Source organism: Streptomyces sp. NPDC051109 (assembly GCF_044455885.1).
In the GTDB taxonomy this organism is placed as follows: Bacteria; Actinomycetota; Actinomycetes; order Streptomycetales; family Streptomycetaceae; genus Streptomyces.
Genome location: NZ_JBITFF010000015.1, coordinates 118,341 through 137,969, shown reverse-complemented (window position 1 = coordinate 137,969; position 19,629 = coordinate 118,341). Strand labels below are relative to the sequence as shown.

At 72.8% G+C, this 19,629-nt stretch carries 15 protein-coding genes and 2 pseudogenes; 5 read left to right on the top strand and 12 right to left on the bottom strand.

The annotated features are described in order from the left end of the window. Window positions 1–307: 307 nt before the first annotated feature. Complete coding sequence (locus ACIBAD_RS26080; protein WP_134075195.1) at window positions 308–1,336, top strand: endonuclease/exonuclease/phosphatase family protein; 1,029 nt, start codon at window positions 308–310, stop codon at window positions 1,334–1,336. 91 nt (window positions 1,337–1,427) lie between these two features. Here ACIBAD_RS26080 and ACIBAD_RS26075 read toward each other — a convergent pair whose 3' ends face one another. The 4 genes from ACIBAD_RS26075 to ACIBAD_RS26060 all read right to left on the bottom strand — a co-directional run bounded on the left by ACIBAD_RS26075 (window position 1,428) and on the right by ACIBAD_RS26060 (window position 6,912). After that, window positions 1,428–3,182 carry an NAD+ synthase gene (locus ACIBAD_RS26075; protein ID WP_398908796.1) on the bottom strand — a complete coding sequence of 585 codons (1,755 nt, stop codon included), beginning with the start codon at window positions 3,180–3,182 and terminating at the stop codon, window positions 1,428–1,430. An 88-nt stretch (window positions 3,183–3,270) separates the two neighbouring features. Continuing rightward, entirely contained in the window at window positions 3,271–4,506 is a 1,236-nt protein-coding gene (locus ACIBAD_RS26070) for a hypothetical protein (RefSeq protein ID WP_398908794.1), read from the bottom strand. Window positions 4,507–4,662: 156 nt separating this feature from the next. Beyond that, window positions 4,663–6,327: a multicopper oxidase family protein gene (locus ACIBAD_RS26065; protein ID WP_398908792.1), complete on the bottom strand. Its 1,665-nt coding sequence runs from the start codon at window positions 6,325–6,327 to the stop codon at window positions 4,663–4,665. Between the two features lie 99 nt (window positions 6,328–6,426). Beyond that, entirely contained in the window at window positions 6,427–6,912 is a 486-nt protein-coding gene (locus ACIBAD_RS26060) for a hypothetical protein (protein WP_398908790.1), read from the bottom strand. Window positions 6,913–6,983: 71 nt separating this feature from the next. On the opposite strand from ACIBAD_RS26060, the gene ACIBAD_RS26055 reads away from it, so the two are divergent. Beyond that, window positions 6,984–7,703 (top strand): DUF998 domain-containing protein, encoded by a 720-nt coding sequence (locus ACIBAD_RS26055; RefSeq protein WP_134075190.1) that lies wholly within the window; start codon window positions 6,984–6,986, stop codon window positions 7,701–7,703. Next, window positions 7,700–8,575, top strand: coding sequence for an alpha/beta fold hydrolase (locus tag ACIBAD_RS26050; RefSeq protein ID WP_398908788.1), 876 nt, complete (start codon window positions 7,700–7,702; stop codon window positions 8,573–8,575). The genes ACIBAD_RS26055 and ACIBAD_RS26050 overlap by 4 nt, the downstream gene beginning before the upstream one ends. Here the strand turns inward: ACIBAD_RS26050 and ACIBAD_RS26045 are convergent. The 4 genes from ACIBAD_RS26045 to ACIBAD_RS26030 all read right to left on the bottom strand — a co-directional run bounded on the left by ACIBAD_RS26045 (window position 8,560) and on the right by ACIBAD_RS26030 (window position 10,986). After that, window positions 8,560–8,979 carry a CBS domain-containing protein gene (locus ACIBAD_RS26045; RefSeq protein ID WP_134075188.1) on the bottom strand — a complete coding sequence of 140 codons (420 nt, stop codon included), beginning with the start codon at window positions 8,977–8,979 and terminating at the stop codon, window positions 8,560–8,562. The two genes, ACIBAD_RS26050 and ACIBAD_RS26045, sit on opposite strands and share 16 nt — an antisense overlap. Window positions 8,980–9,109: 130 nt before the next feature. After that, window positions 9,110–9,841: a DUF305 domain-containing protein gene (locus ACIBAD_RS26040; RefSeq protein WP_134075829.1), complete on the bottom strand. Its 732-nt coding sequence runs from the start codon at window positions 9,839–9,841 to the stop codon at window positions 9,110–9,112. Then, window positions 9,838–10,491: a DUF3105 domain-containing protein gene (locus tag ACIBAD_RS26035; RefSeq protein WP_134075187.1), complete on the bottom strand. Its 654-nt coding sequence runs from the start codon at window positions 10,489–10,491 to the stop codon at window positions 9,838–9,840. Before ACIBAD_RS26035 ends, ACIBAD_RS26040 begins: the two co-directional genes overlap by 4 nt. Before the next feature lie 72 nt (window positions 10,492–10,563). Next, window positions 10,564–10,986 (bottom strand): hypothetical protein, encoded by a 423-nt coding sequence (locus ACIBAD_RS26030; RefSeq protein WP_398908785.1) that lies wholly within the window; start codon window positions 10,984–10,986, stop codon window positions 10,564–10,566. A 172-nt stretch (window positions 10,987–11,158) separates the two neighbouring features. Between ACIBAD_RS26030 and ACIBAD_RS26025 the strand changes: the two genes are divergently transcribed. Beyond that, a complete protein-coding gene (locus tag ACIBAD_RS26025; protein ID WP_030156261.1) occupies window positions 11,159–12,520 on the top strand; it encodes a glutamine synthetase family protein in 1,362 nt (453 codons plus the stop codon). A gap of 378 nt (window positions 12,521–12,898) precedes the next feature. Here the strand turns inward: ACIBAD_RS26025 and ACIBAD_RS26020 are convergent. Together ACIBAD_RS26020 and ACIBAD_RS26015 are read right to left on the bottom strand one after the other, a co-directional pair. After that, window positions 12,899–13,057 (bottom strand): annotated as a pseudogene (locus tag ACIBAD_RS26020) (helix-turn-helix domain-containing protein); the annotation flags it as partial. A 289-nt stretch (window positions 13,058–13,346) separates the two neighbouring features. Further along, window positions 13,347–14,189, bottom strand: coding sequence for a creatininase family protein (locus ACIBAD_RS26015; RefSeq protein WP_398908783.1), 843 nt, complete (start codon window positions 14,187–14,189; stop codon window positions 13,347–13,349). Between the two features lie 548 nt (window positions 14,190–14,737). On the opposite strand from ACIBAD_RS26015, the pseudogene ACIBAD_RS26010 reads away from it, so the two are divergent. Continuing rightward, a pseudogene (locus ACIBAD_RS26010) lies at window positions 14,738–14,824 on the top strand (glutamine synthetase); the annotation flags it as partial. A gap of 82 nt (window positions 14,825–14,906) precedes the next feature. Here the strand turns inward: ACIBAD_RS26010 and ACIBAD_RS26005 are convergent. Then, entirely contained in the window at window positions 14,907–17,009 is a 2,103-nt protein-coding gene (locus tag ACIBAD_RS26005) for a PIG-L family deacetylase (protein ID WP_398908781.1), read from the bottom strand. A gap of 141 nt (window positions 17,010–17,150) precedes the next feature. Continuing rightward, complete coding sequence (locus ACIBAD_RS26000) at window positions 17,151–19,484, bottom strand: PIG-L family deacetylase (RefSeq protein ID WP_398908779.1); 2,334 nt, start codon at window positions 19,482–19,484, stop codon at window positions 17,151–17,153. Window positions 19,485–19,629 lie beyond the last annotated feature (145 nt).

Sequence of the window (19,629 nt, the reverse complement as noted above, 5' to 3'; positions counted from 1 at the left end):
CCACCATGGTGGCACCTGCCAGGGCCGTGGCGAAAGTGGTGAGAGGACCCGTGCGTCACACTCCTGTCGCACGCGAGGAGCGCTCCCTGCACCCTCATGGCCCCCTCTTGGCCCTCTCATGGTCCCCTCACCGGCGGTTCGGCGCGCGCGGGAGGCAATGTGCGCGTTTCGTGACAAGCGGAACCTCGGCCACACGGCCGTTCGTCCTCCCGGACGTACGGCCGGAACAACGGCACGGAAGGCTCCGTCGATCGCCTAGGGTCAAGGTGCGGGGACGGAGCGCGAGCACGGCAGCGAGGGCAGTGGCATGGCACAGGCGTACATGACGGAGACGGGGAACGGCGGCTCGGAGCCCGAGCCCTCCGGATCCCGCCTCCGGCGCCGACTGGCCGGGCTGCGCCGCGACCGGGGCATCTGGCGGCGCGGGATCGTGACCGCGGCCCTGGCCGCCCTGATCTCGCTGGTCATGATCTTCCACGCCGAACTGCCGAACGACGTGGGCAACCTCGGCAGCCTCACCGAGACCTTCCTGCCCTGGCTGGGCCTGGCCGTACCGCTCCTGCTCGCCGCCGCCGTCGTGCGCAAGTCGGCGACCGCGCTGATCGCGATACTGCTGACGGGCGTCGTCTGGGTGAACCTCTTCGGCAGCCTCGTCCTCGACAAGTCCGGATCCGGCGGCAACCTCATGGTCGCCACCCACAACGTCGACGCCGACAATCCCGACCCGCGGGGCACCGCCGCCCAGATCGCCGGGTCCGGCGCCGACGTACTGGCCCTGACCGAGCTCAAGGGCAGCGCCGTCCCCGTCTACGAGCAGGCCCTGGCCGGCGGGTACAAGTACCACTCCGTCGAGGGCACGGTCGGCGTGTGGAGCAAGTACCCGCTGAGCTCCAGCGCTCCCGTCGACATCAAAATGGGCTGGACCCGCGCCATGCGCACCACCGTGGACAGCCCGCACGGCAAGATCGCCGTCTTCGCCGCCCACCTGCCGTCCGTGCGGGTCAAGCTCAACGCCGGCTTCACCGCCAACCAGCGGGACAACAGCGCCGCCGCCCTGGGCTCCGCGCTCGCCGCCGAACCGCTGAAGAAGGTCATACTGCTCGGCGACCTCAACGGCACCATGAACGACCGGTCCCTGTCCGACGTCACCTCGCAGATGCGCTCCACCCAGGGCGCGGCGGGCGACGGCTTCGGATTCAGCTGGCCGGCCCAGTTCCCGATGGCCCGCATCGACCAGATCATGGTCCGCGGGATCAAGCCGGAAGCCTCCTGGAGCCTGCCGCGCACCGGCAGCGACCACCTGCCGGTCGCCGCGCGGCTGACCGTGAAGCAGTAGCCCGTACGTTCCGTTCGCCCGTACGGGTGAGAAAGGGGCCCCCGCGTCGGCGGCGGGGCCCCTTTCCGCCGTTCGACCCCGGCGGCAGCGGCTACGCGTGCTCGCGCCAGCCGTTCGTGATGGGCAGCCGGCGGTCCTTGCCGAAGCCCTTCGCGGAGATCTTCGTGCCCGGCGGGTACTGGCGCCGCTTGTACTCCGCCGTGTCCACCATCCGCAGGGTCTTGGCGACGAGCGCGCGGTCGAAGCCGGCTTCGACGATCGCGTCGATGCCCTGGTCGCGGTCCACGTACAGCGCCAGGATCGCGTCGAGCACCGGGTAGTCCGGCAGCGAGTCCGTGTCCACCTGCCCCGGGCGCAGCTCGGCGCTCGGCGGCTTCACGATGGAGTTCTCCGGGATCGGCGGGGTCTCGCCGCGCTCGGCCGCGGCCCTGTTGCGGTACCGGGCGAGCCGGAAGACGTCCGTCTTGTAGACGTCCTTGATCGGGCCGTACGCACCCACCGAGTCCCCGTACAGGGTGGAGTAGCCGACGGCCAGCTCCGACTTGTTGCCCGGGGCCAGCACGATGTGGCCCTCCTGGTTGGAGACCGCCATCAGCATCGTGCCGCGCAGCCGGGACTGGAGGTTCTCCTCCGCCAGGCCGGTCAGGCCCAGCGAGTCCATGTACGCGTCGAACATCGGCTCGATCGGCACGGTCCGGAAGTTCAGGCCGGTCCGGTCGGCCAGATCGGCGGCGTCGCCCCTGGAGTGGTCCGAGGAGTACTTCGACGGCATCGACATGCCGTACACGTTCTGCGCGCCGATCGCGTCGCAGGCGATGGCGGCGACGAGCGCCGAGTCGATGCCGCCGGAGAGCCCGATCAGGACGGAGCGGAATCCGTTCTTCTTGACGTACGCGCGCAGCCCCACGACCAGCGCGTCGTAGATCTCCTCGTCGTCGTCCAGGCGGTCGGCGTACCCGCCGGTGACCACGGGCTCGTACGGTTCCACCGGCTCCTCGGAGAGGATCACGCGGTCGATCCGCAGCCCGTCGTCGACGAGGCCCTCGGGGGCGTCGGGGCGGGCGGCCGGGAGGTCGAGGTCGACGAGGACGCAGCCCTCGGAGAACTGCGGGGCGCGGGCGATGACCTCGCCGTCGGCGTCGACGACGATCGAGTCCCCGTCGAAGACCAGCTCGTCCTGGCCGCCGATCATCGCCAGGTAGGCGAGGGTGCAGCCGGCCTCCTTGGCCCGCTTGCGCACCAGTTCGAGGCGGAGGTCGTCCTTGTTGCGCTCGTAAGGGGAGGCGTTGACGGAGATCAGCAGGCCGGCCCCGGCGGAGCGGGTGGCCGGGACGCGGCCGCCCTCCTGCCAGAGGTCCTCGCAGATGGCGAGGGCCACGTCGACGCCGCGCACCCGGATGACCGGCTGGGTGCCGCCCGGCACGAAGTACCGGAACTCGTCGAACACGCCGTAGTTGGGGAGGTGGTGCTTGGCGAACCGGAGGGCGACCTTCCCGCCGTACAGCACGGCGGCCGCGTTCTCCGGGGACCCGGCGGGGCGGCCGAGCCGCGGGACGGCGTGCTCCGTACGGTCGAGGTAGCCGACGACGACCGGCAGTCCGCCGAAGCCCTCGGCCTCCAGCCGCTCCGCGAGTTCGCGCAGCGCGGTGCGGGAGGCCTCGACGAAGGAGGCGCGCAGGGCGAGGTCCTCGACGGGGTACCCGGTCAGCATCATCTCCGGGAACGCCACCAGGTGGGCGCCCTGCTCGGCGGAGTGCCGGGTCCAGTGGACGACCGAGTCGGCGTTGGCGGCGATGTTGCCGACCTGCGAGTCGATCTGATTCAGAGCGAGGCGAAGTTGAGGCACGGGCCCAGTGTAATCGTCTTTCTGACGCGATGTCCTGGGGGCCGTGCCGCTTGCCGTGTTTTCCGCAGTGTTTTCCGCCGTGTTCCGGTCAGCCGATCGAGCCGCTGAACTTCGCGCTGGGCAGCCGGATGCCGGGGGAGATGTCGGCCGAGAGGTGGTCGGTGCCCTCGGGGACCTCGTACGCCAGGATCCCGCTGGCGGACTCGCCCGGCAGGATGTCGCCCCTGATCATCTTCGGGGCGTCGCCGCCGTCGAAGGCGAGCTTGGCGGTCATGCCCTTGTCGTCGCGGACGTTGGGCACCGCGTAGATGACGTTGTGGGTCTCGGTGGAGTCGTTGGTGATGGTGAGCGTGAACTCCACCGCGTTCTCGACCGTCGAGTACTTGTTCTTCGTGACGTACTCCTTCGGCTTCGAGAGGGTCACCTTGATGCCGTTCGGGTACGTGTACGTCTCGCCGAACGGCAGTGGGGAAGTGATGCCGGGCACCTGCGAGGGCGTCGGTATCGGAGTCGGCGACGACTTCGGGACCGGCGGCAGGCTGCCGTCGATGTCGTCCGGCACCTCCCAGCCCTCCCTGAGCTTGGCGTCGGTCACCTTCGAGACGACGAGGCCGGTGAGGAAGAGGCCGCCGACCGAGGAGCCGAGGCCGATCACCGCGAGGACCGTGCCGGTGACGGCCATCGACTTGCGGCCGGCGCCCTTCGAGGCCCGGACGAGGGCGCCGATGCCGATGCCGGTGCCGATCACGGCGAGGAGGGCGCCCGCCCAGAAGATGAAGGGGATCACGCCGATGACCACGGCGGCGATGCCGAGGGTGAGGGCGGCGACGGCCAAGCCGTTGGTGGTGGCCTGCGGGGGCGTGCCCCACGGGTTGCCGGGGGTGGCACCGGGGTGGGCGCCCCAGGCGCCGCCGGGCGGTACCGGCGCCGCCGGCGCGCTGAAGGAGGGGGCGGCCGGGGGCATGGGCGCGGGCGGTGCGAAGGCAGAGGCGGGCGCGGGGGCGGCGGCCTGCGGGGGTGCGGTCGCGGGCTCGGGCTGCGGAGCGGGGGCCGGGGCGGCGTCGGCGGGGGCCGGCTCGGAGTGCGCGGCGGCCTGCGGTTCGGCGGCCGGGGCCGAGGCCGGGGCCCGGGCGGGGGCCGGCTCCGCCGTGGGCTGGGGCTCGGGCGTCGGCTCGGGCGTGGGCTCCGGGGTCTTCCGGAGCGAGAGCGGCTGGGCCGGCTCGGGCGCGGAGGGCGTCTCCGAGGCCGGCACCGGTATGGGCGTGCCCGCGGGCTCCGCCGGCGGACCGGACGGGCTGTCGGGCTGGTTCGGGGGCGTGCTCATACCTGGCGGGAGTCCTCACGGGGAGTGGTGTGCGCGGTGATCACCAAGCCTGCCATGCGGCCCGTACGGCTCCAAAGGGGTTTGGCCCCCGGCCGGTCCCCGGCCCCGCGGCCCCGGGACGGGCCGGGGGCCGGGGACCGAACTCCCCGCGGAGGGCTACCGCTGGTAGCCGAGTACCGTCATCATCCCGGCCTCCGAGTGGTACACGTTGTGGCAATGCGCCATCCACAGCCCGGGGTTGTCGGCGTCGAAGTCCACCGTCAGCTTCCCCTTCGGCAGGATCAGCGCGGTGTCCTTGCGCGCGCCGCCCGCGCCGCCGCCGAGGGCGAAGGTGTGTCCGTGCAGGTGGAGCGGGTGCCACATCGTTGTGGAGTTGTGGAACTCCAGCCGGACCCGCTCGCCCGCCTTCACGGGGTGCCGCCGGTCCGGGGTGTACGGCTTGCCGTCGAACGCCCAGTCGTACTTCGCCATCCCCCCGGTCAGCTCGATCCCGATCGTGCGGTCCGGGGTACGGGCCGCCAGTACGGCCGGCTCCGCGGCCCGCAGCCGGTCCGCCGTCAGCGGCGTCCCGTTCAGTTCGGCGGGCCGGGTCGCGGCCGTGGGCGCCGTACCGGGGCCGGTGCGCAGCAGGGCGAGCGCCGACGCCGACCCGCCCTTGCCCTCGGCGAGCGCGGTCAGCGGGAACACCCCGTCCTGCGCGGTGACCAGGACGTCGTACCGCTCGCCCATGCCGAGCAGCAGGGAGCCGGTCCTCGCGTGCTCGACCGGGTAGCCGTCGGTGTGGGTGACCGTCAGTTCGTGACCGCCGAGGGCGATCCGGAAGGCGGTGTCCCCGCCCGCGTTGACGATCCGCAGCCGGATCCGGTCGCCGGGCTTGGCGGTGAAGACCGACGGGTCCTGCGCGGTCCGGCCGTTGACCAGGTAGTACGGGTACGCGACGTCGCCCGGGTCCTTGCCGAGGACGTCGCTCTCCCCGCCCATGAGCAGCCGCGAGGGCGCGCCGCCCGCCGCCGGGGTCCGCGGGGTGGAGGTCTCGGGGGCGGAGGCCTGCGGGGCGGCGGCGCCGCCGTGGCCGGCGTGTCCGCCGCCCGCCCCCATGTCCATGCCCTTGCGGAGTTCGGCGAGGACCGCGTCCGGGGTGGAGCCGTCCACTCCGTCGACCCAGTCGTCGAGGACCACCACCCACTCCTCGTCGTACGAGAGGGGCTCCTTCGGGTCCTCGACGATGAGCGGCGCGTACAGGCCGCGGTCCTGCTGGACCCCCGAGTGCGGGTGGAACCAGTACGTCCCCGGGTGCGGGACGGCGAAGCGGTACGTGAAGGATCCGCCCGGCGCGATGTCCCGCTGGGTCAGGCCCGGGACCCCGTCCATGTCGTTGCGCAGGGCGAGGCCGTGCCAGTGCAGGGAGGTGGCCTGCGGGAGGTTGTTGGCCAGGGTCAGGGCGAGGGTGCCGCCCGCGGTGACCCGGACCTCCTGGCCGGGCAGCCGGTCCCCGTACGCCCAGGAGCGGACGCTGAGCCCGCCGCCGAGGTCGAGCGGGGTGGCGGTGGCGGTCAGCCTGACCTCGGAGACCGGTCCGGTGGCCTTGCGGGCGGCCTCGGCGGCCTGCACCTCGGGCCCGGCGGGGTCTACGTACCCGCCCGGCGAGGCGGCGGGGGAGGGGCCGCCGTGGTTCATGGAGCCGTGGTCCATGCCGGAGCCGCCGGCCATGCCGGAGCCGTCCGAGCAGGCGGCGAGCAGCCCCGATCCGGCGAGGGCGGCGGTGGCGCCGAGCACGGCGCGGCGGGTGGGACGGGTGGGACGAGCGGGAAGAGAGCGCACGGAAGCACCTCGTGGCGTGTGTCGTACGAGCGGATGGGCGCCGTCTGCTGCCGCCGCGCGGGCATGCGCGGGCATGCGGGGGCGGCAGCGGGCCCGTCGCTATACGCGCAGTACCGCCAGCCGGGTGAGGAGTTCGCGGGGTGAGGGCGGGTCGGGGCCGCCGGACCGGCCCGGCGCGCGGGCCGCGCCCCCGAGCGGCGCGGCGTCGCGGAGGCCGGCCGGTCCGGCGCCCAGGATCAGCAGGGTGAGCCCGCCGAGCACGGCCAGGCACACCGACATGGGGTCCATGCCGGAGCCGGCCGGCGGAGCCTCGGCGGCGGGGCCCGGACCGCCCGGGGCGTGATCTGCTGCCGTCCGGCTCGAGGCGTGGCCCGAGGCCCCTCCCGAACCGTGTCCCGAGGTGTGGGCCGCCGCACGCGCGGCCGAGGCAACGGCGGCGGCCGGAGTCGCGTCCTCCATGGTGTGGGACCGACTCGGATGGCCCAGGGTGTGCATGGTGACGATGCCCAGGAGCAGCGCAGCGAGCAGCAGCAGCCGGGGCCACCGGGCGGCTCGCTGTGTGGTGCGCTGGGCAGGGCGCGTCATAGGTGGAACCCTACCCCGGGTGGGTATCCGACCGTAGGACCGGGTCCACCGTGTTGAGGATGATGCGCAGTATGTCCACAAGTCCTGAAAAGGGGCCGTCCAGTCCGTTCAACGGGAATCCGTGGCCGGTCGCCCTCCTCATCGGCCTGGGCGCCGCCGCGTACACCGCCTGGGTGCTCGAAGTCGTGCTGTCCACCGGTCTGAACCCCATCGAGACGTACGTCAGCGAGCTGGCCGCCCAGGACCGGCCGCTCGGCGGACTGTTCCGGGCCACCGACTTCACCGCCGGCCTGCTCGCCTTCGGGGGCGGCCTGATGGGCCTCGCCTGGCAGCTGCGGGACGGCGGATCCCGGCGCCCCTGGTCGGTGGTCGGCTGGGCCGGCGTCACCCTCTTCGGCGCGGCCACCGCCGCCGACGCCTGGCTCCCGCTCAGCTGCACGCCCACCGCGGACCCCGTGTGCGCCGCCCGGGAGACCGCAGGCCTGGTCCCGGCCACCCACCAGGCGCACGCCGTCAGCAGCAGCCTCGCCATGACCGGCGCCCTCGTCGGGATCGTCGCCCTCACCTCGGCCGCCCGCCGCTACCGCCGGCTCGCCCCGCTCGCGCGGTACGGACCCGCCCTCGTCGTACTGGAACTGCTGGCCACCGTCTGGACCCTGACCGCCATCGCACTGTTCACCGCCGGGCGCGGGACCTGGGCGCTCGGCGCCGGGCAGCGCACGCAGGTGCTGCTCGTGGCGCTCTGGCTGGGCCTGCTCGCGTACTCCGTCCACAAGGAGCGGCGCACATGACGCCGGGGTGCTTCGTGCGGGTGGACGGGGTCCCGCTGCACGTGGTCGTGGAGGGGAGCGGAGCGCAGGGGGGCGGGCCGCCCGTGGTGCTGAGCGCCGGGCTCGCGATGGCCTGGTTCGACTGGGATCCCGTGGCCGCGCTGCTCGTCGCGCAGGGCCGTACCGTGGTCCGCTTCGACCGCCCCGGGCACGGGCTGAGCGGCCCCGCCACCGCCCCGCCGACCGCCGCCGGGGAAGCCCGCCGGATGGCCGGGCTGCTCGACGCGCTCGGCTTCGGCGGCCGCCCGGTCACCGTCGCCGGGCATTCGATCGCCGGGTTCCACGCCGAGGCCTTCGCCCGCCTGTACCCCGAGCGCACCGCGGCCCTGGTCCTGGTCGACACCAGCGTCGAGGAGGACCCCCGCACGGTGTTCCCCGCCGGGATGCGCACCGGCGCCGCACGCGTGCTCGGCCGGGCGCTGACCGCCGCGGGGCTGCCCGCCGCGCTGGGTCCGCCCGCGCGGCGCGCCGCCGTACGGGCCTCCCGGACAGGCGGCCCGGACCCGGCGGCGCGGGACCTCGTACGCCGCGTCTACCGCAGCAGCCGGGTCTGGCGCGGCGCCCTGCTGGAGAACGCCCGCTACCCGGAGACCGCCGCCGAGGTGCTCGCGCTGCGCACCGGGCGCCCGCCGGCCGCGCCCGTCACCGTCCTCGCGGGGTACGACGGCTCCTCGGGGCGCGGGGCCCTGCGCTGGCTCGCCCGCCAGGCGGAGCTGGCCGCCCGGCTCGGCGCCCGTTTCGAGGTCGCCCGACCGGCGGGGCACCTGGTCATGCTGGACCGGCCCGGCCTGGTGGCGCGGGCGGTCCTGGACGCGGATCAGCGGCGGGCGTAGACCTTCTCCACGAAGCCCGCCAGTTGCTCCTCGGAGAGGTGCTGGGCCAGGTCGGCCTCGCTGATCATGCCGACCAGCTTCTTGTCCCTGATGACCGGCAGGCGCTTGATCTGGTGGCTCTCCATCTCGTCCAGGACGTCGGTGACGTCCGCGTCCGCGTCGATCCAGCGCGGCGTTCCCCGGGCCATGTCACCGCAGGTGACGTTCGCCGGGTCGTGCCCCTCGGCCACGCAGTTCACGACGATGTCGCGGTCGGTGAGGATGCCGCACAGCCGCTCGTCGGCGTCGCTGATGGGCAGGGCGCCCACATTGAGCCGGGCCATCAGCTGGGCGGCCCGGTCGAGGGTCTCGGTGGCGGGGATCCACTGGGCCCCGGGGTGCATGATGTCTGCGGCGGTCGTCATCGCTGAACCTCCCTGAGCACGCCGTTCACGGCCGGCCGCGGTTGCGCTCGGCCGCGGCGTTCCCACGCGGCGGAGCACACGCCCGTACGGGTGAGAGGACGCCTCCCCACCACCGTACGGGCGTGTCCCGTCACCCGCGCGGCGCAGCCCCGCGCTGTGTGAGCATGTCCGCCATGAGGGTGAGCTCCGACTGCTGCGCCTCGACCATGCCCTGGGCCAGCGCCCGCTCGGCGGGCGTCTCGCACTGCGCCGCGCAGCCCCGGGCCATCGCGACGCCGCCCTTGTGGTGGTCGGTCATCAGCTGGAGGTAGAGCACCTCGGCGTCCCGGCCCTCGGCGGCGCCGAGCTGCGCGAGCTCCTCCCTGGTGGCCATGCCGGGCATGAGCGCCCCCGGCTTGGCGGTGGCGCCGCCCATGTCGTGCCCGGCCGTGCCGTGCCCGGAGTGCCCGCTCGTGTCCTGCCCGGCGTGCCCGGCCGTGCCGTGCCCGCCGTGCTCGTCCGCCGTCCCCATCCAGGACATCGGCGGCTCCTCGGCCACCACCTTCGGCAGCCCCCACAGGTCCAGCCAGCCCAGCAGCATGCCCCGCTGGTTGGCCTGGGTGTTGGCGATGTCGTACGCGAGGGAGCGCACCGGCTCGTCCTTGGTGCGGTCCCGCACGATGAACGACATCTCCACCGCCTGCTGGTGGTGCACGGCCATGTCCCGGGCGAAGCCCGCGTCCGGCGAGTAGAGGCCCGGCGCGCGGGACGACGTACGGGAGCCGTCTCCGTCGCCGCCGCTCGCGGAGGCGACCGTGGCCGCCACCGCGAACAGGAGCGCGAGCAGGACGGCCGTCCCGGCCGCCCAGTACGTACGGGTCACTTCTCGGCCAGCCCGTTGGTGCAGGCGGCGCCCGGCTCGGGGGTCTGCGGGCCCTGCACGTACTTGGTGAAGAACTGCGCGACCCGGGGATCGTCCGCCTTGTCCACCGTCAGCTGCTTGCCCCAGGCACTCAGCATGATCGTGCCGGCCTGCTCCTTGACCGGGCTCATCAGCGTGTACGGGGTCTTGGCCACGGTCCCGGCGAGCGCGTCGAGGTCGCCCTTGGCGGCCTTCTCGTTGTACGTCACCCAGACCGCCCCGTGCTCCAGCGAGTGGACGGCGTTGACCTCGGGGATCGCGTTCTTGTAGACGTCGCCGTTGCAGTTCATCCAGCGCGGGCTGTGGTCGCCGCCGACCGGCGGGTTCACCGGGTACTTCACCGGGGTCTCGACGTGGTTGCGGCCCAGCGTCTTGGCGTCCCAGGTCTGCTCGCCGTTCACAGGGGCCTTGGCGGCCACCGCGGCGGCGTCCTTCTTCTCCTTCTTGTCGATCAGCACCCAGGCGCCGAATCCGACGAGCGCGGCGACGACGGCCACGGAGGCGGTGATCGCGATGGCCTTGTTGCGCCGGTCGCGGGAGCGCTCGGCGCGGCGCATCTCGGCTATGCGCGCCTGGCGGGAGGGGTTGTCGGGAGAGGTCCTGCTGGCCATGTGCCGTGAGTCCTTCTGCTGAGGGGGGTGGAGGGATGGATCCGGTGGAGCGCGGTACGGCGCCCGGACCCGTCAGGTCCGCAGCACTTGGAGGACATGGAGGCCGGGGGCGCGCGCGAGCGTCCCGTGCGGCCGGGCCGGCCCGGCGTCGGCGGCGCGCGCGACGGGATCCGGGGCGGAGCCCGGCACGGTCACGGCGGGCGGCGGGGCGGGCAGCACGCCGGGGGCCACGTGCGAGAAGGGGGAGCAGCCGGGGGGCTCGTCGGGGGCCGCGCAGACGGCGCGCGCCGCGGCCGCCGGGGTGATCGCGGCCCTGGACGACGTCCCGGGTGTCCCGGCGGTCGCGGCGGCACCGGCGGTCGCGGCGTGCGGCTCGCCCGGCCGTACGCACAGGAACAGCGCTCCGAACAGCACGGAGAGGGCGACCGCGATGACGGCACGCCGCCGTACGTGGCGCCCGATGCGCCCGCGCCGTATGTGCTCCCAGCCCCCCATGGGCGCAGATGGTAATGCTCATGACGGCCCCGAGGTCAGTGCGGGGGTGCCGCGAGCTTTCAAGGGTGCGTAATGTGGCGGAAACCGCGGCTGGCGATACTGGGCCCGCCCGACTGTGCCCCCACCCTCGGGGGAGTGGTGCACAGGCCGTCTGAACTGCGAGGATGAAGGCATGGACAAGCAGCAGGAATTCGTCCTCCGGACGCTCGAAGAGCGCGACATCCGGTTCGTGCGCCTGTGGTTCACCGACGTACTGGGCTTCCTGAAGTCCGTCGCGGTCGCCCCCGCCGAGCTGGAGCAGGCCTTCGACGAGGGCATCGGCTTCGACGGCTCGGCCATCGAGGGCTTCGCCCGGGTCTACGAGTCCGACATGATCGCCAAGCCGGACCCCAGCACGTTCCAGATACTGCCGTGGCGCGCCGAGGCACCCGGGACCGCCCGGATGTTCTGCGACATCCTGATGCCGGACGGCTCCCCCTCCTTCGCGGACCCGCGCTTCGTCCTCAAGCGCATCCTGAACAAGACCTCCGACCTGGGCTTCACCTTCTACACCCACCCGGAGATCGAGTTCTTCCTGCTGAAGGACAAGCCGCTGGACGGCACCCGCCCGGTGCCGGCGGACAACTCCGGCTATTTCGACCACACTCCGCAGAACGTCGGCATGGACTTCCGCCGCCAGGCGATCACCATGCTCGAATCCATGGGCATCTCGGTCGAGTTCAGCCACCACGAGGGTGCCCCGGGCCAGCAGGAGATCGACCTCCGCTACGCCGACGCCCTCTCGACGGCCGACAACATCATGACGTTCCGCCTGGTGATGAAGCAGGTGGCGCTGGAGCAGGGCGTCCAGGCCACCTTCATGCCGAAGCCGTTCTCGGAGTACCCGGGCTCGGGCATGCACACCCACCTCTCCCTCTTCGAGGGGGACCGCAACGCCTTCTACGAGTCGGGCGCCGAGTACCAGCTCTCGAAGGTCGGCCGCTCGTTCATCGCGGGCCTGCTGCGCCATGCGGCGGAAACGGCCGCGGTGACGAACCAGTGGGTGAACTCCTACAAGCGCATCTGGGGCGGCTCCTCCCGCACGGCCGGCTCCGGCGGCGAGGCCCCCTCGTACATCTGCTGGGGCCACAACAACCGCTCGGCCCTCATCCGCGTCCCGATGTACAAGCCGGGCAAGACGGGCTCCTCCCGGGTCGAGGTCCGCTCGATCGACTCGGGCGCCAACCCGTACCTGACGTACGCCGTCCTCCTCGCGGCCGGCCTGAAGGGCATCGAGGAGGGCTACGAACTCCCGGCGGGCGCCGACGACGACGTCTGGGCCCTCTCCGACGCCGAACGCCGCGCGATGGGCATCGAACCCCTCCCCCAGAACCTCGGCGAGGCCATCTCCCTGATGGAACGCAGCGAACTGGTGGCCGAAACCCTGGGCGAGCACGTCTTCGACTTCTTCCTGCGCAACAAGAAGCAGGAGTGGGAGGAGTACCGCTCGGAGGTAACGGCCTTCGAACTCCGCAAGAACCTCCCGGTGCTGTAAGGGCAGGTCTGCGCCACTGTCAGAATTTTCTGACACTCCGGGCCGATGGTCACCGACCGTCGGCCCGGAGTCGTCTCGTACCCCTGGGCCGTCTGTGGGCCGTCCGACTGGTCTGCCGCGGCCGGGAAGACCCCGGGCGAACGGGTCGATGCCGGTCCGAGCCTCGGTGCGGCCAGTAACCTCGGCGCGGTGGACGTCGTAGGCAGCCAGGTACGCCAGGGCGCCTCTACGGCCGTAAGTGTGGTTGACCCGCATGACGCGAGCCTTGCCGGGGGCGAGGGTGGGGTGGCAGCGGCAGCGGGCCTGGATGGAGGTCTTCTGCCGGCAGGCCAGCGCCTTGACCTTGGTGGCGTGCAGCGGTGTGAACGAGGCGGGACGGCCGCAGCGTTGACGGTCTTTGAGCCCGGGCAGGCCCGCCTGGGCGAACCGGCCACGCCAGCGGCGCACGGAGTCCAGGTGTAGCCCTGTCTCCCGGGCGATGCGCGCCTTGGAGCGTCCGCGCGCGGCGTACAGCACCACCTGCGCACGTACCCGCAGCCGGCTCGGTCCGTTGGCCGTAGGCCATCTTTTTCAACCGCACGCGGTCGGCGGCGCTCAGGGCTTTCGGACAGGCGGTGCGGACGGACATGGCGGGCGAACCGATCGGCCGAAGTGGATCACTGTCAAGCCACAGCCTGCCCCGCCCGCCGGCGGCGGAGCCCAGACGTCGTGGCTGGGCGCGGCATCGCATGAGCACTGGGTGGGGACAAGATGGCCCTGATGGCAGTTGTGTGAGGCCAGAGAGGCGACTGTCCGGGGCAGCGCGCGTTGCTCAACGAGCGTCATCTCATCGATCGGCCCGGGGCGAGGATGACAGGGAGGTGCTCACGAGATCTGCCATGGCCGCCGCCATGCGCTGGTGGAAGCGCCACAGGAAGGGGTCTTTGGGGCTGGGTGCGCCGAAGAATCCCTGCGGCGTCACCCGCCGGGCGTGCTCGCCTCCCTTGCGCCATTCCACCAGGTCATCGGGGCTCAACCCAGTCGGCTTCAGTCCTGCCATGGCGTCGTAGTCGACGAGTTCGGGGAACCAGCGCATCATAAGGGCGCTCTCGATCTCTTCGGCGTGCACACCGAGTTCGCCCGTCAGCTCCAGGCCCTCGAATAGCGGCTGCATAGCGTAGGAAGCCACGGCCTGAGGCGGTGAGCAGTCGAGCCGGTCTGCGATGAAGTCCGGTTCCAGCAGCACGACACCGGTACGTCCCTGCTCGTGCTGGCGCCGCACCACTTCGAGCAACATCTGATTGTGTGCGGTGTCGCCCTGATGGTTGATCACGAAGATGTGGTCGAACCCGTCGGTGGCCAGCGAGTCCAGGATGTCGGTGTGGAGTGCCACGGCGGTCTCCGGGCGGGTGCGGAACGTTCCGGGGAACGCCGACGACACCTGGTTGATCCCCCAGAAGACCGGCGGAGCGATCAACGCCTCTACTCCGCGCTGCTCCAGCTCCGTCCTCACGAGCAGGCAGAGCTGGTAGGCACCGTAGGCATCGGTGCCCAGAGGCAGGTGCGGCCCGTGCTGTTCGATTACCCCTGTGGGCAAAAGGACGCACGCCCCCCGGCCCGCCGCTGCCTCTACGTCTGGGTAGGTGAGGTCAGCGATCGTTCCAGCGAAGATCGAGTATCCGTTGTTCATTGAAGCTCCCCCGGGTCGGTTCTCCACCGAGCGGTGTCCACTCTGGCCAGGCCATCCTTGCTGGCAGCGTGCGTCGTACACGAGCAGCGGCTCCAACCGGCTTCCGACCAGCGCGTTGTAGAAAGATCACAAACGGCGCTACTGAGGAACTGCCACCAGCCAGCAAACGTTACGAGGCACCGTCCTGCCCACCGGCAGCCCCGAAGACACCCTGGACTTCGACTGCGGCCTCTACCTCGCCGACCCCAACATCTGGTACCACGCATGACACAGGCTCAGGAGTCAACCCCCGAAGAACTTCCGGAGCCGACCACTCAGTCGTGCGTCAAGGAGGGCAGTGCCCCACGCCCATCGAGGTAACGCGCCATCGCCGACCCCCAACCTGTTGCCGTGTCGGACGCACGGGGCCTCCGGGGAAGACGGATCCGTTGGCTTGGTTCTGGAGCGCAGCGACGCCGAGTGATGAGGGGCGCGTGCCCGGCGTGCCGTGATCGGCAGGCTGCTTGGCACGTGAGCTCCGCCGGCGAGACAGTTACGAGCGGTATGACTTCCTGCGCAACACGAAGCAGGAGTGGGAGGAGTACCGCAGCGAGGTCACGGCCTTCGAGCTGCGCAAGAACCTGCCCGTGCCTTAGCGGCGGACGGAAGGCTGGTACGCGTGCGGCCCCGCCCCCTGGAAGGGGGAGCGGGGCCGTGGGCGGGTGGGGTGGGGCCGGGTTACTTCGGGGGGACCGCTTTGTGCCAGGGGGTGCGGGGGGTGGGGGTGTTGGGCCGGGTCGTCGTGATGTGGAGTTCGGCGTCCAGGCCCAGGACCGCCGTCGTCGTCGCGCCCGCCGGTTCGAGGATGCCGGCCGGGGCGCCCGCGTAGAGCATCTGCGACTCCGTCCACGCCGGCGGGCCGCCGAGGCCCGTCGTGCCGACCGTGCCCGTGTCCGCGCGGCCCGACAGGAGGCGGCCCGCGACGCCGACCGCGCCGTAGCCCGCCCGGCCGCCGGCCTCCGCGACACTGGAGACCTGCGGCTTGCCGGCGCCCGCCGTGACCAGGGCCGTACGGACGACCCCCGAGTCGGGGCGCCGGAAGTAGAGCCGGACGCCCGCGCCCTCCGGAGCCGCCGACAGCGGGACCGTGGTGGCCGGCAGGCCCGTCGGGAACGGCCCCTGGAGCGGGGTCCCCGGCTCGGGCTGGGTCCAGGCCAGCACCGACTTCGTGGTGGTGGCGTACACCTGGCGCCGCCCGGCGGCGTCGACCGCCGTCACCGGGTCGCTCTGCAGGTCCTCGCCGCCCAGCTGCTGCCAGGCGCCGAAGACGCCGTCCGGCTGCTGCTCGCGGGCGCGCAGGGTGCGGCGGGAGTCGCGGACGTAGACGGTCAGCCGGGCGTCCGGGGCCACGGCCGCCGAGGGCGCGCTGATCGCGGAGGTGCCCTCCTCGTCGGCGCCCTCGGGGGTGCCGAGCGACTGCCACGGCCCGAACGGGCCGTCGGGCGCGGACTGGACGGCGTACACGATCTCGCGCCGGTAGTCCGCGGCCCCCGGGCCGAGGACCGTTCGGGTGGCGAGGACCGCGACGCGGCCGTCGGGGAGGCGGGCGGTGCTCGCGCCCGGGTCGATGCCGGCGCCGGGGAGCAGGACGGGGCCGGTCCAGGCGCCGCCCGTGCCGCCCGCGCCGCCGGTGCCCGGCCTGGTCCAGAGGGCCATCTGCCCGTCCAGGACCGCGAAGGCGTACAGCCGGCCGCCGGTCCCCGCCGCCACCCAGGAGGTGTTGTCGGCGCGGGCGTAGCGCAGCGACTGGGCCCAGTTGCGGCCGGTGGGGCTGCTCGCCACCTTGCGGTCGCCGCAACCCGAGGGGCTGCCGCAGTAGTTCTCGTGGTCGAGCCAGGCGTACGTCTTGAGGAAGCCGATCTTCGTCTCGGCCGTCTGCGGGTCCAGCGCGTGCGGGAGGGTGCCGTTGTGGTAGCCGAGGTAGTTCTGCACCGAGAACCGCGGGCGGTCCTTGACCTGGGCGGCGTACGCGGCGGTGGCGGCCTGCACGAAGCGGGCGCCGTACATGTGGTCCTGGTGGTCGGTGTACTTGCCGGTGTCGTGGTAGCGGCCCGGCGTCGGGTCCTGCATGCGTATCGTCGTCGGTTTGTACAGCGCGAGCAGCCCGGCTATCGACTGGACCACCTGGTCCCTGGTGTACGTGGACTGCTGCCTGACCGGGGTTCCGGAGGTCAACTGGGTGCCGAGCGCGGGTATCTTGCCGTTCCACAGCCCGCGCAGGCTGTCCGGGTTCTCGGCGGTGGGGTTGCGGGCCTCGCGCATCTGCAGCCAGACCAGGCTGACCTGCGGTCGGGCAACGAGCACGTCGACCTCGGCCTGGCCGCCGCCCGCGGTGGGTATGACCGTGCGCTTCCAGGCGCTGGTGCGGTCCCCGGTGACCATCTGGGCGTACGCGCAGCGGATGCCGTTCTGCCGGGCCTCTGCGTAGTGGGCGCGGTCGGCGGGCTGCTCCGGGTCCTTGGCGCCGGCCCCGTTGGCCTCGTTGCGGCCGTCGGCCTCGCCGGAGGTCAGGTACACGGTGGTGAGTTGGAGGCCGGCGGCCAGCGAGCGGCTGAGGTCCGGGTTCATGAAGAACAGGTCGTCGTCGGGGTGGGCGACGACCTGGACGACCGATCCGGAGGTGGTGCTCGCCGTCAGCGCGACGTCCGGGCTCCGGTCCTTGGTGGCGGTGGCCTCGGCCGAGGTCTGCTGGCCGGTCGCGACGGCGAGCACGCCGGTGGCACCGACGGTGAGCACGGGAAGGAGGGCAGCGAGGAGGAAGCGGCGGCGGGCAATCGGCATCGGTCACGCCTTGGGGTCGTTCCGGGCGGGAAGAACGGCAGTTCAGTCAGCTCATCCACTGAGAGGCCAAATCGGGCGACTTGGTTCACCGTTGTGCCCGATCGCTCCCGCCTTTCGGAAATTCCCTCCCGCCGGAGCGCGTCAGCGGCCGGCGTTGCGCGGGCCGACCGGCAGCCATGGCGCCAGGTGCGCGTCTGCGTCGTCCGCCGACGAGGTCACGTACAGCCGCGCGTCGAGCCCCACCACCGCCAGGCTGACGGTGTTCCTGCCGGTCATGGTCGACGACGGCGCCCCGACGAACATCAGCGGAGACCGCTCCCACGGCCGCCCCGGACCGAGGCCCGAGCCCAGCAGCCCGCCCGCCGAGCGGCCGGCCAGCACGTGCCCGCTCGCCGTCACCGAGCCGAAGCCCTGGAGCCCGCCCAGGTCGGTGAGGTGGTTCACCTTCAGCCCGCCGTCGGCCGTCACCAGGGCGGTACGGACATTGCCCGACCCCGGTTTGCGGAACCACAGCCGCACCCCGCCCTCGCGCCCCTCCGCGGTGAGCGGGAGCGTGGTGTCCGGGAGCCCGGTGGGGGTGGCCGGCCCCAGCGGGGCGCCCGGCTTGGGCTGGGTCCAGCCCACCACCGATTGGGTGGTCGCCGCGAACACCATGCGCCGCCCGGCGCCGTCGGTGGCGGTGACCGGGGTGCCGTGCAGGCCGGCGCCGCCGTACGGGGTCCACGGGCCCCAGCCGCCGCCGGCCGACTGCACCCGCCCGCGCAGGGAGCCCGCGCCGTCGCGCACGTACGCCGCCAACTGCCCGGTGCCGTCGACCGCGACGGCGGGGGCGCTGATGTCGGAGGTCCAGTTCTCGTCGGCGCTCTCGGGCGTGCCGAGCGACTGCCAGTCCCCGAACTCGTCCTTGCCCGGGCCCTTCTGGACGGTGTACACCACCTCGCGCCGGTAGTCCGCGGGCCGGGCGCCGAAGGAGGTACGGGTGCCGAAGGCGGCGATCCGCCCGTCCGCCAGGGTGACCGTGGCCACGCCCGGGTCCATGCCGGTGCCGGGCAGCAGGCGCGGACCGCTCCAGGCGCCGATGGGGCCGGACCGGTGCCAGAGCGCGACCTGGCCGTCGAGGACCTTGAAGGCCCACAGACCGTGCTCCTTGTCGGAGGTCAGCCAGGAGGTGCCGGTGCCGCGGGCGTAGTTGACGGTCGAGGTCCAGCCGTTGCCGGCGGGGTGGTCGGCGACCTTGAGGTCTCCGCAGCCGGCGTTGCTGCCGCAGTGGTTCTGTCTGTCGAGCCAGGCGTAGGTGTCCAGGATGTCCAGCTTCTCCTTGGCCTCGCCCGGGTCGAGGGCGCTGGGCAGGGAGCCGTTGAAGTAGCCGACGTAGTTCTGCACCGCGAAGTGCGGGCGCTCCTTCACGTCGACCTCCTTCGCGTAGGCGGCGAGGGCGGCCTGCACGAAGCGGGCGCCGTAGAAGTGGTCCTGGTGGTCGGTGTACTTCCTGGTGTCGGGGAAGCGGCCGGGGGTGGGGTCCTGGGCGCGGACGGTGGTCGGCCTGTACTGCTCCAAGACGCCGACGAGGGTGCGGACGACCTGGTCCTTGGAGTACGAGAAGCGCTGTTTGACGGGGGTGCCGGAGGCGAGCTGGGCGCCGAGGGCGGCTGTCTTGCCGTCCCACAGGCCGTGCAGGCTGTCGGGGGCGCTGTCGTAGACGGTGCCGGCCTCGCGCAGTTGCAGCCAGACGAGGTTGACCTCGGGCTTGGCGACGAGGACGTCGACCTCGGCGTGGCCACCGCCCTTGGTCGCGACGACGGTGCGCTTCCAGGCGCTGCCGCGGTCGCCGGTGGCCATCTTGGCGTAGGCGGCGCGGATGCCGTTCTGGCGGGCTTCGGCGTAGGCGGGCTTGTTGGCGGGCGTGGAGGCCTGTCTGCCTTCGACGGCGTTGATGCCGTCCGCCTCGCCCGCGGTGAGGTAGACGGTGGTGACGGGGTGGCCGGCGGCTATGGAGTACCGCAGGTCCGGGTTCATGAAGTAGAGGTCGTCGTCGGGGTGGGCGACGATCTGGAGCACCCGGCCGGGGTCGGGCGCGTCGACGGCGGTCGCGGGTGCGGGGCCGTGGAGGTCGCCGATGCCGCTGAGGGCGTCGTTCCCGCGGAGCACGAGCATGCAGCCCGCCGCGACGGCGGCAACGGCGGCGACCCCCTTGACGACCCGGCCCCGGCCCCGGCCCCGTGCGCCCCGACGCCCCGAGGCCTCGGCGGTACGGGCGCGCCGTGCGGCGCGGCGTCCGCCGCGTGCCGGGGCTGGGGCCGGCGCCTGGGCCGGGGCTTGGGCCTGGGCTTGGGCCTGGGCTTGGGCCCGGGCGCCGCCGGAACGGCGGGAGGCGCGTCCGCCGCCCGCGCCCGCTTCGCCGTGCCGCTGCGACGGGGTCCCGCCCGGGGCACCCGGCCACGGCCGGTCCGGCGGCGTGGGGTGTCCTTCGGGCATGCGGGTCCTTCGGGCCGTTGGGCGGGAGCGGCCCGGCGGGAGGGCACAGGGTCCGAATGTATACAGATAATCCGATAAGCGGGATCATGGTACGTGCTCGGCCACGCCGTGAGTCGAACGCCTGCTCCGGCTAGGCTCACCCCAG